Source organism: Kribbella sp. CCNWLW201 (genome assembly GCF_037203805.1).
In the GTDB taxonomy this organism is placed as follows: Bacteria; Actinomycetota; Actinomycetes; order Propionibacteriales; family Kribbellaceae; genus Kribbella.
Window position 1 is genome coordinate 177,994 of the sequence record NZ_JBBCBQ010000010.1, and the last position, 14,917, is coordinate 192,910.

Consider the following 14,917-nt stretch of genomic DNA (forward strand, 5'->3'; position numbering starts at 1 on the left):
GGTTGACGAATGATCGACGTCAACCTAGGGTTGACGCATGACTCCCGGACCTGACTTGCAGCAACTCATCAATACGATCAAGGCCGACGCCGGTACGGACGACGAGCTCGAGCAGCTCGCGACCGCGGCGACCACCATCGGCGAACTGACCAGCACCGGCGACGCCGCGCTCGGGTTCTTCGTGGACCGGGCGCGCGGTGCGGGGAAGTCGTGGGTCGAGATCAGCGCCGTGCTCGGCGTCAGCAAACAGGCGGCCCACAAACGGTTCGCCGACTCCTGGACGGCCCGGCCGGCGTTCGACCGCTACACCGAGCGCACCAAGGCCGTGGCCGCGGCGGCCGCCGACGTCGCCCGGGCGCGGAACCACGTCTTCATCGGCACCGAGCACCTACTGCTCGCGTTCTTCTCCCAACCTCAGGCGCTGGCCACCCGGGTTCTTCTCGACAAGGGCATCACCGAACAGTCCGTCCGCGAGGCCGTCGACGTACTGAGTCCTGCTGCGGAATCCACCCCGGCACCGTTGGACGCCGAGAATCCGCCGTACACCCGCCGGGCATCCCATGTCCTCCAAGGTGCCGTCGGGGAGGCGCTCGCGCTCGGGCACAACTACGTCGGCACCGAACACATCCTGCTCGCCTTCTACCGCGACTCGGCCGGGATTGCGACCAAGATCCTTCAGGAGCAAGGCCTCGACGAGTCGGCCGCCTGGTCGGCACTGCGTGGATTGCTCGAGCAGGCATCGAAGTAGGTTGGACGCATGCCTGACTGGTCTGCGCGGTTGAGTGAGTTGGCGGTGGCGGCGAAGGTCCCCGGGGCGGTGCTCGGGATCTGGCACGACGGCGAGACGACGATCGCGCCGTACGGCGTCCTGAACGCCGCGACCGGGGTCGAGACCACCGCCGACTCGATCTTCCAGATCGGTTCGATCAGCAAGCCGTGGACCGCGACGATGATCGTCCAACTGGCGGCGGAGGATCGGCTGGACCTCGACGACCCGGTCGTCAAACTGGTGCCCGAGGCACCGATTGATCCACGGGTGACGGTCCGTCAGCTGCTCACGCACACGAGCGGGATCGACGGCGACGTGTTCACTGACACCGGTCGCGGTGACGACTGCCTCGAGAAGTACGTCGGCCTGCTCAGCGAGGTCGACAGTCTCTTCGAGCCTGGTACGGCGTACTCCTATTGCAACGCCGGATTCGTCCTGCTCGGGCGGATCATCGAGGTCCTCGACGGGCGGACGTGGGACGAGTCGCTCAAGGCCAGACTGGTCGAGCCGCTCGGCCTGACCGCGACCGTCACGCTGCCGGAGGAGGCGATCCTGCACCGGGCCGCACGTGGTCATTTGCTGGCCGACGGTTCGCCGGCCAAGACCTGGCAGCTCCCGCGCAGCATAGGGCCCGCCGGACTGATCACGCAGAGCGCGGGCGACCTGCTGGAGTTCGCCCGGATGCACCTGACCGACGAGCGGTATGCGGCGATGCAGGAACCACAGGTCCCGTATGCGGGTGGCATCGGCGGCTTCAACGACCTCGGGCTGGCCTGGCGCATCTACGACTGGAACGGCCGGCGACTCTTCGGCCATGACGGATCGACGATCTCGCAGTTGGCGTTCCTGCGCGTCGACCCGGAGGCGCGTCTGGTCATGTGCCTGCTGACCAACTCGGGCAACGGGACCACGCTGTTCGAGCCACTCGCATCCGAGGTCTTCACGCACTACGTCGGCGTCGCGCATCCGGAGTCGCCACAACCCATCGACGTGCCGGTCGACGATCGTCACGTCGGTCGCTACGAACGGGCGAGCGTGCGGCTGGACGTCGTACGGCGTGACGACGGATTGGTGATGTGTTACGAGGCGACGGGGGAGCGGTTGGCGTTCGCCGAGGAGCCTGTGCACGAATACGAACTCCGCCCGACATCACCGCCCGACGGCGACCACTTCGTCACCCGAGAATCACCAACCCACCCATGGGTCCCAGTCACCTTCACCCCCACCCACGTCTTCACCTCCGGCCGAGTCACCCCGAGACTCGAACAACCCACTTCAATGTGACGTCCCGCCGCCTCCGGTAGAGGGCTGCAGGTCAATTCCTCCGGCTCGGCAGCCGTGGGGTGCCCGCTCCGCCGGGCCGACCGTGGCGTCGGGTGCTCCGGTGCGACGGCTGTGGGTCGGTTGCTTCGGGTAGGCGGCCGGGGATGCGTGCTCTGGTGGAGTGACGGTGGTGCCGGGTGCTGCGGTGCGACGGCTGTGGGTCGGTTGCTTCGGGTAGGGCGGTCGTGGGGTGGGTGCTGTGGTGGGGTGGCGGTGGTGCCGGGTGCTGCGGTGCGTCGGTTCTGGGTCGGTTGCTTCGGGTAGGCGACTGTTGTTGGCGGGTGCTCGGGAGAGCGGCTGTGGTCTCGGGGTGCTCGGCGGGGGGACTGGGGTGTCGCGGCTCCGGGCTGCGGGACGGTGCTAGTCGGGGTGGCGGGCGTCAAGTGCGCCTTCGGCGTCCGCTTCGCGGATCTTCAACACTTGACTCCCACCACCCCGACCAGAAGGGCGCAGCTATCCCGGAGCAGCTCACCCGAGTGGTCACACTCCCCGGGGTGAACACGGGAGCGAACTGTGGATCCGGGGAATGCCGGGAGCGGATCGTGGGTGGCGGGTTGTGGTTGCTGGCTGGATGCAGCAGGGCAACGGTGACACGCATCCCGTCAGCCGTCTTGTCTCCGGTTGGGGTCGGGCCGGCATCTGGGCGGATCCGTCCGCATCCCGGGACTCCCTCCCGAGTCGTTGGGGCTTGGGACAGGAAAGCGTGGGGTGAGACCTGAGATAACTTGTCTCACCGCGCCGTTTCCTGTCTCAGGTCCCCACGATTGCACGGATTTGGGACTGTGGTCTCGGGATCCGGGCCGGATGATGGTCAAGCGGCGCGGAACGCGGGACGTCGTACATCGCGTGGGGACCTCGGACATCTGGTCGGGTGTCCCAGGTCCCCGGAAGGTGTACGAGGTTCGGCTCGTCGTGCGACCGGGAGCTTCGATCGGTCCACGATCTCGGGCTATACGTCTGCGCGGGATCCGCATAGCTGCGTCCTTCCCTGGTCGGGGTGGTGTGTGTCAAGGGTCGAAGATCCGCGCAGCGGACGCCGAAGGCGCCCTTGACGCATGCCGCACCGACCAGCACCATCACGCAGCGGAGCCCGCGGCTCCAGAGTCGTTTGTTGCCCGCGAACCACAGTTGACCCGCGAACCGCAGTGCTGTGGAACCCCGGTTGCCGGTGGCGAGCGTTGTACTTGGTGGATGAGGTGTTGGGGGTGGGGTGAGATAAACGGGGTGCGGTTTGGGGTGGGCGAGCTAACGTTTTCAGGGTGACTAGTGCACCTGCTGAACTTCCTCGTAAGGCCGGTGACCTGCGGGCCGCCGGGTATCTTCCACGGTCGATCAAGGCCGAGATCCGTGACAATCTGCTGAAGGAACTCCGGGCCGGGCGTGATCCCTGGCCCGGGATCGTCGGGTTCACCCGGACGGTGATTCCGCAACTCGAACGCGCCCTGCTTGCGGGGCATGACGTCGTACTGCTGGGTGAGCGTGGTCAGGGCAAGACCCGGCTGCTCCGCACCCTGGTGGGTCTGCTGGACGAGTGGACCCCGGTGATCGAGGGGGCGGAGCTGCCCGAACACCCGCTCGAGCCGATCACGCCCGCGTCGCGTCGGCGGGCCGCTGAGCTCGGTGACGAGCTGCCGGTGGCTTGGCTGCACCGCAGTGAGAGGTACGCCGAGAAGCTCGCGACCCCGGATACGTCGGTCGGTGACCTGATCGGTGACGTGGACCCGGTGAAGGTGGCCGAGGGCCGCAGCCTGGGTGATCCGGAGACGATCCATTTCGGTCTGGTCCCGCGATCGCATCGCGGGATCGTTGCGATCAACGAGTTGCCCGACCTGGCCGAGCGGATCCAGGTCGCGCTGCTGAATGTGATGGAGGAGCGGGACATCCAGGTCCGCGGGTACACGCTGCGGCTGCCGCTCGACGTGTTGCTGGTGGCAACGGCCAACCCGGAGGACTACACCAACCGCGGTCGCATCATCACGCCGTTGAAGGACCGGTTCGGCGCCGAGGTGCGGACCCACTACCCGCTCACCATCGACGCCGAGGTGGATGTGATCCGGCAGGAGGCCGAGTTCACTGCCGAGGTGGGCGAACCGCTGCTGGAGGTGCTGGCCCGGTTCGTCCGGCATCTGCGCGAGTCGAACGCGATCGACCAGCGGTCGGGTGTTTCGGCCCGGTTCGCGGTGGCCGCGGCCGAGACGATCGCGGCGGCCGCGTTGCGGCGGAGTGCGATCACCGGTGAGGAGCCGGCGGTTGCTCGTCCGGTGGATCTGGAGGCGGTTCCCGCCGTACTGCGGGGCAAGCTCGAGTTCGAGCCTGGTGAGGAAGGGCGCGAGATCGAGCTGCTCGAGTACCTGCTGCGCCGGTCGGTCGCCGACACCGCGCGGGAGCGGTTCGCCGGTCTCGATCTGAGCCCGCTCGCGCATGCGATTGCCGACGGCAACCTTGTGACCACCGGTGAACGGGTGCCTGGCCGGGATGTGCTCGCGGCGTTGCCCGAGCTGCCGGTGCTGCACGACGTCGCCGCCCGGGCCGGGGTCGAGCCGGACGAGTCGCCGGGACGCATCGCCGCTGCCATCGAGTTGGCGTTGGAGGCGCTCTACTTGTCCAAGCGGGTCGCCAAGGACGCCGACAACGACACGACCGTCTACGGGGCCTGACATGTCGGCGTCCATACCGGAAGGCTGGTCGTACGGTCCGTGGCATGACGGGCCGGATCCGCTCGCCGCGCCGGTGGATGTGCGTGACGCGCTGGACGAGATCGGCCGCGACGTGATGAACGGGTCGTCGCCCCGGTCCGCGCTGGAGGAGATGCTCCGGCGCGGCACCCGGAGTACGCAGGGCCTGGACGATCTCACTCGCAGGTTGTGGGAGCGCCGCCGCGAGATCCAGCGGCGGCACAACCTGGAGGGGACGTTGGGAGACGTTCAGCGTCTGCTCGACGAGGCGCTGGCGGCCGAGCGGCGGGAGCTCTTCCCGAACCCGTCCGACGACGCCCGGTTCAAGGAGGCCGAGCTCGACGCACTCCCGTCCGGTACGGCGGCCGCAGTCCGGGAGCTGGCCAACTACCAGTGGGAGTCGTCGGAGGCGCGGGAGAAGTACGAGCAGATCCGGGAGTTGCTCGGCCGGGAGCTGCTCGGATCGCGGTTCGAGGGCATGAAGGAGGCGCTGCAGCAGACCACGCCCGAGGACGTGGAACGCATCAACGAGATGCTGACCGACCTCAACGCGCTGCTCGCGGCACACGCGCAGGGCCGGCCGGACGTGCCGCAGTTGTTCGACGAGTTCATGGCCAAGCACGGCGAGTTCTTCCCGGAGAATCCACGGAACGTCGACGAATTGATCGACGTACTGGCGCAGCGGGCGGCCGCGGCGCAGCGGATGCTCAACTCGATGACTCCCGAGCAGCGGGCCGAGCTGATGGAACTGTCGCAGCAGGCGTTCGGCAGTCCGCAACTCGCGCAGCAGCTGGCGCAGCTGGACGCACAGCTCCAGTCGCTCCGGCCGGGGGAGGACTGGAGTGGTTCGGCCCAGATGAGTGGTGACGATCCGCTCGGTCTCGCCGAGGGTGCGCGGGCGATGTCGGATCTGGCCGAGCTCGATGCGTTGGCCGAGCAGCTCGCGCAGTCGTATCCGGGTGCGCGGTTGGAGGATATCGATCTCGATGCACTCACCCGGCAACTCGGCGACGAGGCGACGGTCGATGCCCGTCGGCTGAGCGAGCTCGAGCGGCAGTTGCGCGATCAAGGGTTGCTGGAACGTGCCCCCGACGGGTCGTTGCGGTTGTCGCCGAAGGCTCTGCGGCAACTCGGTCAGACGGCGTTGGCCGACGTACTGCGGACTGCTCGGGGCTCCGGTGAACGCGACGCGGCCAATGCGGGCGCGGCCGGTGAGTTGAGTGGGTCGACGCGGCAGTGGCAGTTCGGCGACACCCAGCCGTGGGACGTGCCGCGGACGGTGCGGAACGCCGTACTGCGGACCGCTTCGCGCAGTGGCTCGGTCAAGCTCGATGTGGCCGATGTGGAGATCGCCGAGACCGAGCATCGGGCGCGGGCCGCGGTCGCGTTGCTGGTGGACACGTCGTGGTCGATGGTCCAGGAGGGCCGTTGGCTGCCGATGAAACGTACGGCGCTCGCACTGCATCAACTCATCTCGACGCGCTACCGGAACGACGCACTCCAGTTGATCACCTTCGGAAGGTACGCCGGAGTCGTCGAGCTACCGCAGTTGATCGGGATGGAAGGCACCTGGGAACAGGGGACGAACGCGCATCACGCCCTGCTGCTGGCCGGCCGGCACCTGCGTCGTCATCCGGACGCGCAGCCCGTCGTACTGATGGTGACCGACGGCGAGCCGACCGCTCACCTGGAGCCGGACGGTACGGCGGAGTTCTCCTACCCACCCGAGCCGGCGACGCTGCGGAAGACGATCTTCGAGGTCGACCGCCTGGCGAAACTCGGCGCATCGCTGACCGTTTTCCGCCTCGGCGACGATCCTCGGCTGAACGCCTTCGTCGACCTCCTCGCCCGCCGCAGCGGCGGCCGGGTCCTCGCCCCGGACGCAGACGGCCTCGGCGCGGCCGTCGTCGGCGACTACCTCAGAACCCGCCGCAAGTTGTAGGCCGGCGGGACCTGAGACAAGACAGCGGGACCTGGGACATGCACTGACATGTCCCAGGTCCCGTCTTCATGTCCGGCCTGTTCGTCGACGGCCCGTCGTACGTGCTCCCGCGCTCGCGAGACGGGACCTTGGACCTGCGTGATCCTGGTCCAACGGCCGGTTCGTTCGGGTATCGATCCTGCTGGACTGGGAATCGATGGAGAAGTGCTTCATTGTCTCGCGTTGTCAACCAGGGAAGGGTTTTCCGGCCTTCGACCTGTGGGCAGGGTCACGTCGACATCGTGAGACCAGTGTTCAACTGGACTGGTTTTTTGGCTTACTCTGAAATCACGCCCCCGCCACCGGAGTCGATGGGCCGAGCGGGCCATCTCACCGCGCCTGAAAACACCGCCTGAAACCCAGGGAGTGATCGTGCCGAAACTCGTCTACGACTTCGCCGAAGGCAACAAGGACATGAAGGAGCTACTCGGCGGGAAGGGGGCGAACCTGGCCGAGATGACGAATCTCGGCCTTCCGGTGCCTCCGGGGTTCACCATCACCACCGAAGCCTGCAAGGTCTACCTGCGGACCGGGGCGGTCCCGCCGGAGCTGGCCGAGGAGATCGACCACCATGTCGACGTCCTGCAGCAGAAGATGGGCAAGAAGCTCGGCCAGGCCGACGACCCCCTGCTGGTGTCGGTTCGTTCCGGTGCCGCGGCGTCGATGCCGGGCATGATGGAGACGGTCCTCAACGTCGGCCTGAACGACGACTCGGTGAACGGTCTCGCGCACCAGTCCGGCAACCCGCGGTTCGCCTGGGACGCTTACCGGCGACTGGTCCAGATGTTCGGCAAGACCGTGCTCGGGATGGAGGGTGAGGTCTTCGAGCAGGCGCTGGAGGCGGCCAAGGAGGCCAAGGGAACGCACAACGACCTCGACCTGGACGCCGACGACCTGAAGGCGCTCGTCGAGACGTTCAAGCACGCCGTCCACGAGCACACCGGCCGCGAGTTCCCGCAGGACCCGCGGACCCAGATGGACCTGGCGATCGAGGCGGTCTTCGGCTCCTGGAACTCCGAGCGCGCGATCCTCTACCGCCGCCAGGAACGGATCGGCACCGACCTCGGTACGGCGGTCAACATCTGCTCGATGGTGTTCGGCAACCTCGGCATGGACTCCGGCACCGGTGTCGCGTTCACCCGCGACCCGTCCACCGGCCAGCCCGGTGTGTACGGCGACTACCTGCAGAACGCGCAGGGCGAGGACGTCGTGGCCGGCATCCGCAACACCGTCCCGCTGGCGGACATGGAGCAGCTCGACAAGACGTCGTACGACGATCTGATGGCGATCATGGCCAAGCTCGAGGGGCACTACCGCGACCTGTGCGACATCGAGTTCACCGTCGAACGCGGCAAGCTGTGGATGCTGCAGACCCGGGTCGGCAAGCGGACCGCGGCGGCCGCGTTCCGGATCGCGACCAGCCTGATCGACGAAGGTGTGATCGACACCGACGAGGCACTCAAACGAGTGAACGGTGCGCAACTCGCGCAGCTGATGTTCCCGCGGTTCGACGCGGACGCGGACAAGGAGCGGATCACCAAGGCGATCGGCGCGTCCCCGGGCGCGGCCTCGGGCAAGGTGGTCTTCACCTCCGCCGCCGCGGTGGAGGCCGCGGCGAACGGCGAGAAGGTGATCCTGGTCCGCCGCGAGACGAACCCGGACGACCTGCACGGCATGATCGCGGCGCAGGGCATCCTGACCAGCCGCGGCGGCAAGACCTCGCACGCGGCCGTGGTCGCCCGCGGCATGGGCAAGACCTGTGTCTGCGGGGCCGAGGACCTCGACGTGAATGTTGCCGAGGGCACCATCAAGGTGAACGGCACGGTGATCGAGGCCGGCGAGATGATCTCGATCGACGGCACCACCGGCGAGGTGCTCCGCGGCGAGGTCCCGGTCGTCCCGTCCCCGGTCGTTCAGTACTTCGAGGGATCGCTGGCCCCGGACGCCGGTGACGAACTCGTGGCCGCCGTGCACCGTTTGATCACCCACGCGGACGAGGTACGGCGCCTCGGCGTACGAACCAACGCGGACACGGCCGACGACGCGGCCCGGGCGCGACGGTTCGGGGCCGAGGGGATCGGGCTGTGCCGGACCGAGCACATGTTCCTGGGCGAGCGGCGTGAGTCGGTCGAGCGGTTGATCCTGGCCGACAACGACGCCGATCGCGATGCCGCGCTGGCCGAGCTGGAGCCGTTGCAGCGGGACGACTTCCTCGAACTGCTGGCCGCGATGGACGGGCTGCCGGTGACGATCCGGCTGATCGACCCGCCGCTGCACGAGTTCCTGCCGTCGATGGAGGAGCTCGCGGTCAAGGTCGCACTTGCTCGCGAACGCGGTGAAGAACCCGGCCACGACGCCACGCTGCTGACCGCGGTCCAGCGGCTGCACGAGGAGAACCCGATGCTCGGCCTGCGCGGGGTCCGGCTCGGCCTGGTCATCCCGGGGCTGTTCGCGATGCAGGTCCGGGCGATCGCGTCCGCGGCCGCCGAGCTGCGCAAGCAGGGCAAGGATCCGCGGCCGGAGATCATGATCCCGTTGGTCGGCGCGGTCCAGGAACTGATGCTGGCCCGCGACGAGGTGGAAGGTGTGCTCGCCGACGTCGGCGTGGAGTGGTCGATCCCGATCGGCACGATGATCGAGCTGCCGCGGGCCGCGGTGATCGCGGACCAGATCGCCGAGGCGGCCGACTTCTTCTCGTTCGGTACCAACGACCTGACCCAGACCACCTGGGGCTTCAGCCGGGACGACGTCGAGGGCGCGTTCTTCTCCCAGTACCTGGAGAAGGGCATCTTCGCGGTATCGCCGTTCGAGTCGATCGACCGTGAGGGCGTCGGCGCGCTGGTCCGCACCGGGGTCGAGCGCGGCCGGGCCACCAAGCCGGACCTCAAGCTCGGTATCTGCGGTGAGCACGGCGGCGACCCGGACAGCATCCAGTTCTTCCACGAATCGGGCCTGGACTACGTCTCCTGCTCCCCCTTCCGCATCCCCGTAGCCCGCCTCGAAGCCGGCCGCTCCGCCCTCGGCTGACTCGGGTCACCTTGTGAAGCCACCGACCATTTCGCGGGCGAGGAAATGGTTGGTGGCTTCTCAACGTCGGCGGATAGCGTTCGGGGCGTGAGCAGGGAGACGCTGCGCCAGACCTTCGGGGAAGACGCCGAGCTGTACGACCGGGTCAGACCGACCTATCCATCCGCCCTGTACGACGACATCGCCGAGCTCCTCGGGAATCCGGATCGGCTGCGGGTGCTCGAAATCGGACCCGGCACCGGTCAGGCGACGGCACCGATGGTCGAGCGCGGGTGGTCGGTCACGGCGATCGAGTTGAGTCCCGACCTGGCCCGGCTCGCGCAAGCCAAGCTGCCCGAGGTCGAGGTGATCGTGGCCGACTTCGACAGCGTGGAGTTGCCGGCTTCGACGTACGACCTGGTCATCTGCGCGACCGCGTTCCACTGGCTCGATCCGGCGACGCGGGTCGCGCGGTGTGCCGACGTACTGCGGCCGGGCGGCATGCTCGCCGTGGTGTCGACCGAACACATCCTTGGCGGCAGCGTGCAGTTCTTCGCGGACATGATGGATTGCTACCAGCGGTTCATGGACGATGCGGACACGACCGGTCTGCAGCCGGCGGACGCGATTCCGCAAGACTCCTCGGAGGTCGACGCGAGCGAGCGGTTCGAGCCGGTGGAGTTCCGGCGGTACGAGTGGGAGCTGACTTATACGACCTCGCAGTACCTCGATGTGCTGTCGTCGTACTCGGGACATCGGGCCTTGACAAGCGAGCGACGTGACGGTCTGTACGGCTGTATCAGCGCTCTCATCAACGCCGGCGGGGGTTCGATCACCAAGCGTTACCTGACTCAACTGTCCGCAGCAATTTCCTTAACCAACCCCTTGCATCTGGGCTAGTTGAGCAGTGAAAATAACCGGGCGGGAAGGGCGATCACTCGTCGACTTTCGGGTCTGACCTGAACCAGCCGCTGTGGCGGCTCGTGACTCCCTTCCCGCACCAAATTCTCTTGTAATTCAGGTCATGTAGGGTTTTCGGCATGGCCCTTTTTGTCGTGCAGTTGCGCTTCGACCTCGCCGAGACCGACCGCCGGATGGAGGTCCGTCCGGCCCATCGCGAGTACCTGACCGCGCTCAAGGAAGCCGGCAAGCTGGTCGCCGCCGGCCCCTTCACCGACCAGACCGGCGCCCTCCTCGTCTACGACGTCGCCGACGAAGCCGAACTCCGCGACATCCTCGCCAAGGACCCCTACACCCCTCAGAACGTCTACGAAATCGCCACCCTCGCCGAATGGCAGCCGCTCTTCCCGTTCAGCTAGACGTCGGCGGGTTCCAGGTCCAGGTGGTCCACGTAGGCCCAGAGCCAGACGAGGGGGGCCAGGACCAGTTCGGGTTCGCCGTCTTCGTCGGCGACGAAGACCATGGAGGCCTCGCCGTTGGAGATGTCTTCGATGACCGCGTCGCACACCTCGACGGCGGCCTCGAACGGGAGTAGCCGCGGCCCGTGTTCCCAGCGTGGCTGGGGGAGCGGTAGCACCGGCGCCTCGTCGGTGCCGTCCAGCTCGACCGACACCTTTTGGAGCTCCTCGTAGAGGTCGAAGGTGATCAGCCCGGCGAGCGGGCGGCCGTCGAGGCCGATCAGGTACGGGTCGTCGGCGCCGTTGCGGAAGTTGTCCCGCAGATCCGGGAACGCGGCCTTCAGATCGGTCGCTTCCAGGTACGGCGCCTCGCCCGGCTCGTCGTCTTCCTCGACCTCGACCAGTCCGCTGCGCATCTGGTCGAACTGGTGCAGCAGATCGTTCAGTTCGTCGTACGCACCGCCGCCCGGAGCCTTCTCCGCGCGGCCCTCCAGGTCGCGCAGGTGCTCGACCAAGTCGTCCTCGAAGTGCAGCTCGTACCGCGGCAGCCCGGGCTCGCGGCCCGCGTTGATCTGGGCGACCAGCTGGGTCGCGACCGGGCCGAGCCGCTCGGCCAGTACCTCGAGTGGGGTGGTCGGCTTCTCCTCGTCGTCATGCGCGCAGGAGTCGTCGTCGCCCGCGCCCTCGTTCTCCATCGCCAGCAGCACCTGGAACGCGGGGAACGCGAGCAGCGCCGCGGTCGCCATCATCCCGTCGCCGATCAGCATCAGCGGGTTCCCGCCCGCCTCGGTCCGGCGCAGATGATCCGGCATCAGTACGGCGGCCTGCTCGACGTTCACCTGGCTGGCGAGTGAGGACAGGCCGTGGTCACCGTCCACCCCGAGCAGCTCGATCAGCCGCTCGGAGCTCATGTCGAAGTGGGAGCGCAGGTAGTAGCGCAGCCAGCCGGCGTCGACCGGGTTGGCCAGCAGCTCCGCGATCCGGGCCCGGAAGTCGGCCAGGTCCGCGATCGCCAGCACTACCAGCACCGGCTGGTCGCCGTCGCCGATGACCAGCGGCCGGGTGTCGCCGTTCTGGAAGCCGTCGATCACCTGGTGCAGGCTGTCCGCCGCTGCCTCCAACGGCCACGACTCCGCCTCGAACTCGTTCACCACCGCGGCGGTGTCGTCGGGCATCTGCTGGTCCTCTCCGGGTGGCGGCGGGAGTTGGGGGTAACTGTAGGCGGCGGGCGTCTCAACAGTCAGTAGGGGGCCGAGACTTGCTGCGCTGTCAGCGGCCGGGGGTGGGCGAACGGGGCTCGAGTGACATTGGCTACGCTGGCAACGGCGGGTCGGTGCTGGGGTATCTCACATGTGAGATAAGGTCCCGCGCATGACTGATGACTACCTGAGCCGGATCGGCAATCTCATCCGGGACGCCCGTAAGCACCGCGGGTGGACGCAGGCACAACTCGCCGACGTACTGAACACCAGCCAGAGTGCGGTGAACAGGATCGAGAAGGGTCATCAGAACCTCACCCTCGAGATGCTCGCCCGGATCGGCGAGGCACTCGACTCCGAAATTGTCTCTCTCGGTGGCGGCCCGGTCCACCTTCGTGTGGTGGGCGGACGGCAGCTTTCCGGTTCAATCGACGTCAAGTCCAGCAAGAACGCCGGTGTCGCGCTGCTCTGCGCCAGCCTGCTGAACAAGGGCCGCACCACGCTGCGCAAGGTCGCCCGGATCGAAGAGGTCAACCGGCTGCTCGAGGTGCTCAACTCGATCGGCGTCCGGACCACCTGGCTGAACGACGCCGGCGACCTGGAGATCGTCCCGCCGGCCCACCTCGACCTGGCCGCGATGGATGCCGAGGCCGCCCGCCGTACCCGCTCGATCATCATGTTCCTCGGCCCGCTGCTGCACCGCGAGGACACCTTCCAACTCCCGTACGCCGGTGGCTGCGACCTCGGCACCCGGACGGTCGAGCCGCACATGGCGGCCCTGCGGCCGTTCGGCCTGGACGTGAAGGCGACCGGCGGCGAGTACCACGCGATGGTGAACCGGGCGGTGACGCCGGGCAAGCCGATCGTGCTGACCGAGCGCGGCGACACCGTGACCGAGAACGCGATCATGGCCGCGGCCCGGTTCGACGGGGTCACGGTGATCCGTAACGCCAGCTCGAACTACATGGTCCAGGACCTGTGCTTCTACCTCGACCTGCTCGGCGTGAAGATCGACGGCATCGGCAGTACGACGCTGACCGTGCACGGCCGCCCGGAGATCGACGTGGACGTCGACTACGCGCCGTCGGAGGACCCGATCGAGGCGATGAGCCTGCTCACCGCGGCGATCGTGACCGGCTCAGAGGTCACGATCCGGCGGGCGCCGGTGGAGTTCCTGGAGATCGAGCTGGCGCTGCTGGAGGAGATGGGGCTGGACTACAGCCGCTCCGAGGAGTACCTGGCCGAGAACGGCCGGACCCGGCTGGTCGACCTGGTCACCCGGCCGTCCCGGCTGCACGCGCCGATCGACAAGATCCACCCGATGCCGTTCCCCGGCCTGAACATCGACAACCTGCCGTTCTTCGCGGTGATCGCGGCCTCGGCGACCGGGCAGACGCTGATCCACGACTGGGTCTACGAGAACCGCGCCATCTACCTGACCGACCTGAACAAGCTCGGCGGCCGGGTCAAGCTGCTCGACCCGCACCGGGTGATGGTGGAGGGCCCGACGCACTGGTCCGGTGCGGAGATCATGTGCCCGCCTGCGCTCCGGCCGGCCGTGGTCACGCTGATCGCGATGATGGCCGCGAAGGGTACTTCGGTCCTGCGCAGTGTCTACGTGATCAACCGCGGCTACGAGGACCTCGCCACCCGCCTCAACTCGCTAGGCGCTCAGATCGAGACCTTCCGCGACATCTGACAACCCGCTTGCGTCCGAAGAAGTGTGGGCTATAGCCCTCGGATCTTCGGACGCAAGGAACGTTGTGGCCTCCTCGATCACGGCCGGGTCCGACAGGATCCGGCCGTGGCCGAGGCCGGTCTTGGGGGAGAAGCGCGCCTTCGGTCCGTACGACGCCAGCAGTACGGCGACCTGGGCCGGGTCGACCACGTCGTCCACGTCGTTGTGGATCACCAGTAGGTCGGCATCACCCGGACCGGCCGAGTACTTGGTCCAGATCTCCGGATCTCCGTGGAACAACCGCCGTTCGATCTCGCGGCGCAGGTTGTCCTTCACCTTGGTCCCCAGACCCAGTTCGCCGCCGAACTTGTCGACCAGGTAGCCGAACTCCGCGAACCCGCTGATCGAGACGATCCGTCCGGCCGCGACTCCCTGGCGGACGGCGTACAGCGCGAACGGCACGCCCAGCGAATGCGCGATCACGCCCTCGAAGGCGCCGTACCGGGCTGCAAGTGCGTTGATGATGCGCTCGTGGTCGAGGATCGTGCCCATCGCGATGGTGGTGTCGCCGTGGCCGGGACCGTCGTACGAGATGGGGCTGTAGCCCAGCTCGAGGAGTCGCGTGATGAAACCGGCGTACCTCGACGCGCGGGAACGCCAGCCGTGGACGAGCAGGACCGGTCGGCTGCCGTCGCCCCAGGCGTACGTGACGATCCCGTCGACGACCTTGACCCGGGCGGACTCGTGCACTTCACGCTCCGACGACCGGACCTGACCGCGGGCCATCGGCCGCCGCCACAACTCGAACGCGACCCGCCCGGCCAGCCGCGGTGAGACCGCACCGATCGCCCGCAACCCCGCCCCGACCGCCGTTGTCATCTTCGCCATCTCGCTCCTCGACTAGCAAACAATACGAACGGTCGTATTA

Annotated in this window: 10 protein-coding genes; 8 read left to right on the forward strand and 2 right to left on the reverse strand. The window is 67.7% G+C overall.

Translation table 11 applies throughout. The features are described from left to right. Positions 1-37: 37 nt before the first annotated feature. The 7 genes from V9K99_RS33500 to V9K99_RS33530 all read left to right on the forward strand — a co-directional run bounded on the left by V9K99_RS33500 (position 38) and on the right by V9K99_RS33530 (position 11,073). Positions 38-748, forward strand: a complete 711-nt coding sequence (locus V9K99_RS33500; RefSeq protein ID WP_337323799.1) for a Clp protease N-terminal domain-containing protein — start codon at positions 38-40, stop codon at positions 746-748. 9 nt (positions 749-757) lie between these two features. Then, a complete protein-coding gene (locus tag V9K99_RS33505; RefSeq protein WP_337323798.1) occupies positions 758-2,053 on the forward strand; it encodes a serine hydrolase domain-containing protein in 1,296 nt (431 codons plus the stop codon). Between the two features lie 1,298 nt (positions 2,054-3,351). Next, entirely contained in the window at positions 3,352-4,749 is a 1,398-nt protein-coding gene (locus V9K99_RS33510; protein ID WP_337323797.1) for a sigma 54-interacting transcriptional regulator, read from the forward strand. A 1-nt stretch (position 4,750) separates the two neighbouring features. Then, a complete protein-coding gene (locus V9K99_RS33515; protein ID WP_337323796.1) occupies positions 4,751-6,709 on the forward strand; it encodes a vWA domain-containing protein in 1,959 nt (652 codons plus the stop codon). A gap of 408 nt (positions 6,710-7,117) precedes the next feature. Next, on the forward strand, positions 7,118-9,775 hold the full coding sequence (gene ppdK, locus V9K99_RS33520) for a pyruvate, phosphate dikinase (protein WP_337323965.1): 2,658 nt from the start codon (positions 7,118-7,120) through the stop codon (positions 9,773-9,775). Positions 9,776-9,862: 87 nt separating this feature from the next. Then, positions 9,863-10,654 carry a class I SAM-dependent methyltransferase gene (locus V9K99_RS33525; RefSeq protein ID WP_337323795.1) on the forward strand — a complete coding sequence of 264 codons (792 nt, stop codon included), beginning with the start codon at positions 9,863-9,865 and terminating at the stop codon, positions 10,652-10,654. A 140-nt stretch (positions 10,655-10,794) separates the two neighbouring features. Then, positions 10,795-11,073: a YciI family protein gene (locus V9K99_RS33530; RefSeq protein WP_337323794.1), complete on the forward strand. Its 279-nt coding sequence runs from the start codon at positions 10,795-10,797 to the stop codon at positions 11,071-11,073. On the opposite strand, the gene V9K99_RS33535 is transcribed toward V9K99_RS33530, so the two are convergent. Next, on the reverse strand, positions 11,070-12,287 hold the full coding sequence (locus V9K99_RS33535) for a hypothetical protein (RefSeq protein ID WP_337323793.1): 1,218 nt from the start codon (positions 12,285-12,287) through the stop codon (positions 11,070-11,072). The two genes, V9K99_RS33530 and V9K99_RS33535, sit on opposite strands and share 4 nt — an antisense overlap. A 196-nt stretch (positions 12,288-12,483) precedes the next feature. Here V9K99_RS33535 and V9K99_RS33540 point away from each other — a divergent pair, with 196 nt between their 5' ends. Continuing rightward, entirely contained in the window at positions 12,484-14,010 is a 1,527-nt protein-coding gene (locus tag V9K99_RS33540; RefSeq protein ID WP_337323792.1) for a UDP-N-acetylglucosamine 1-carboxyvinyltransferase, read from the forward strand. On the opposite strand, the gene V9K99_RS33545 is transcribed toward V9K99_RS33540, so the two are convergent. Then, positions 13,975-14,877 carry an alpha/beta hydrolase family protein gene (locus tag V9K99_RS33545; protein WP_337323791.1) on the reverse strand — a complete coding sequence of 301 codons (903 nt, stop codon included), beginning with the start codon at positions 14,875-14,877 and terminating at the stop codon, positions 13,975-13,977. The two genes, V9K99_RS33540 and V9K99_RS33545, sit on opposite strands and share 36 nt — an antisense overlap. Positions 14,878-14,917 lie beyond the last annotated feature (40 nt).

Excerpts from the sequence above, each read along its gene's own strand:
- V9K99_RS33500 (WP_337323799.1), top strand. The coding sequence starts at position 38 with ATGACTCCCGGACCTGACTTGCAGCAACTCATCAATACGATCAAGGCC.
- V9K99_RS33515 (WP_337323796.1), top strand. The coding sequence starts at position 4,751 with ATGTCGGCGTCCATACCGGAAGGCTGGTCGTACGGTCCGTGGCATGAC.
- V9K99_RS33530 (WP_337323794.1), top strand. The coding sequence starts at position 10,795 with ATGGCCCTTTTTGTCGTGCAGTTGCGCTTCGACCTCGCCGAGACCGAC.
- V9K99_RS33540 (WP_337323792.1), top strand. The coding sequence starts at position 12,484 with ATGACTGATGACTACCTGAGCCGGATCGGCAATCTCATCCGGGACGCC.
- V9K99_RS33535 (WP_337323793.1), bottom strand. The coding sequence starts at position 12,287 with ATGCCCGACGACACCGCCGCGGTGGTGAACGAGTTCGAGGCGGAGTCG.
- V9K99_RS33545 (WP_337323791.1), bottom strand. The coding sequence starts at position 14,877 with ATGGCGAAGATGACAACGGCGGTCGGGGCGGGGTTGCGGGCGATCGGT.
- V9K99_RS33505 (WP_337323798.1), top strand. The coding sequence starts at position 758 with ATGCCTGACTGGTCTGCGCGGTTGAGTGAGTTGGCGGTGGCGGCGAAG.